The sequence below is a fragment of the Acidithiobacillus sp. TH-A36 genome, from assembly GCF_057473445.1.
In genome coordinates this window covers 1-1738 of sequence record NZ_JBYCKP010000200.1, presented here as the reverse complement: position 1 = coordinate 1738, position 1738 = coordinate 1, and the positions used below count along the sequence as shown (strand labels likewise).

The following is a 1738-nucleotide window of genomic DNA, read 5'->3' as shown; positions in this document are numbered from 1 at the left end:
ATTCCCAACGGGGCCAATGTGGAGCGGTCTGTTTCGTCGGGTTTTGATCAGGCGGGGCCGATGATGCTCGAATTGCATAATCCGAGTTTTACGACGGCGGCACGTATTGCCAATGTCATCAATCAGCAGCTGGGATATGGGGTGGCAGAAGCACTGAACGCCGGAGAAATACGGGTCAATGCACCCGGTTCGCCCGGAGCGCGGGTCAATTTTCTGTCACAAATTGAAAATCTGGATGTCAGTCCCGAAACACCACTGGCCAAGGTGGTTATTGATGCCCGCAGCGGTACGGTCGTATTAGGACAAAATGTCACGCTGGGTGCCTGTGCGGTTGCCCATGGTAATTTATCGGTGACTATTTCCCAAAAGTATCTGGTCAGTCAGCCCAATCCCCTGGGCGCGGGGCAGACCGTGGTGGCGCCGCAGGCCAATGTGAAAGTTCAGCAACCCCAGGCGAAGTTGTTGATGTTTGAACCGGGAGTCAGTCTGGAAGCGGTGGTTCGTGCTCTCAATGCGGTGGGAGCAACGCCTACAGACTTGATTGCCATTTTGCAGGCCATGAAAGCGGCCGGTGCCTTGCACGCGCAACTGGAAGTCATATGAGTGCTGCCATCAATCTCACAGCTACAACGCGCTCTGCGGAGGTTGGTCCACAGGCTGCGGCAGCTACTGCCAGTGACGCCCTCAACTTTTCCGGACTGAACCAGTTGCGTAGTGAGGCCCAAGCCCACAATCCAAAAACCATTCTGGCCGTCGCCAAACAGTTTGAAGCCGTTTTGCTGCAAGAGATGCTCTCGTCCATGTCGGCCACTTCTTTCGGTTCGGATTTAACTGGAAAAAATTCCGGGCCTATGCTGAAGTCTCTGTTTAACCAGCAGATTGCGCAAACCGTCAGTCAGGGGCAGGGCATAGGTATTGCCCAGACCCTGGCCAAGGAAATTGCTACGCGTTACAACCTTCATTGGGGTAAGCAGAACGCATCACCGGCCGGGGACAAGGCGATGACCATGCCCGCCCGTAATGCGGCCTTATCAGCTCCGGTCATGACTTCGGCAAGCTGGGCCAAGCCTTCGCAGAGTCTTCTGGAACAAGCCAAGTCCTTTGTGCAATCCATACTGCCTGCCGTGCAGGCAGCGGCACAGAAGTTGGGTGTGGCACCCACGGCCATTATTGCCCAGGCCGCCCTGGAAACCGGTTGGGGGAGTCATGTGGCCGGTAACAATCTTTTCGGCATCAAGGGGGGCGGTTCCTGGCTGGGCAGTTCGGTGGATAGTCTGACGCACGAATTCGAAAACGGCGTGAATGAATTGGAAAATGCTGCTTTTCGCGCTTACCAGTCGGTCGGGGACAGTGTGCGTAATTACGCCAGTTTGTTGATGAATAACCCCCGTTATCGCGGGGCATTAGGGCAGGGTAACAATATTGCCGGATTTGCTGAAGCCTTGCAGCAAGGAGGTTATGCGACTGATCCGCAATATGCGAACAAGCTGGTGGCAGTGGCTGATAGCCCGCTCATGCAAGAAGTGATGGGAGGCGTGTCGGTTGCTAAGGCAGACGGCTAAACCTTATGCCTTTTTGTGCCGTTATCTGAAAGTGGAATAGTGCGGAGACATAATCGAAATATGGATGGTCAATCGTTGGCGCAGGAACTGGAAACCGTTATGCAATTAACGACTACCTTTGAAGAGCAAAGGCAGTGGCTTGCTCGTGGTGACTGGACCCAACCCATGCCCAAGGC

General features: G+C 54.6%; 2 protein-coding genes. Both read left to right on the top strand.

Features of this window, described 5'->3' with window-relative positions; all coding sequences use genetic code 11:
* A partial coding sequence (locus AC2VLY_RS05320; protein ID WP_486921892.1) for a flagellar basal body P-ring protein FlgI occupies positions 1-603 on the top strand: 603 nt, incomplete at its 5' end.
* Positions 600-1562, top strand: a complete 963-nt coding sequence (gene flgJ / locus AC2VLY_RS05315) for a flagellar assembly peptidoglycan hydrolase FlgJ (RefSeq protein WP_486921891.1) — start codon at positions 600-602, stop codon at positions 1560-1562. The genes AC2VLY_RS05320 and flgJ, both read left to right, overlap by 4 nt.
* Positions 1563-1738 lie beyond the last annotated feature (176 nt).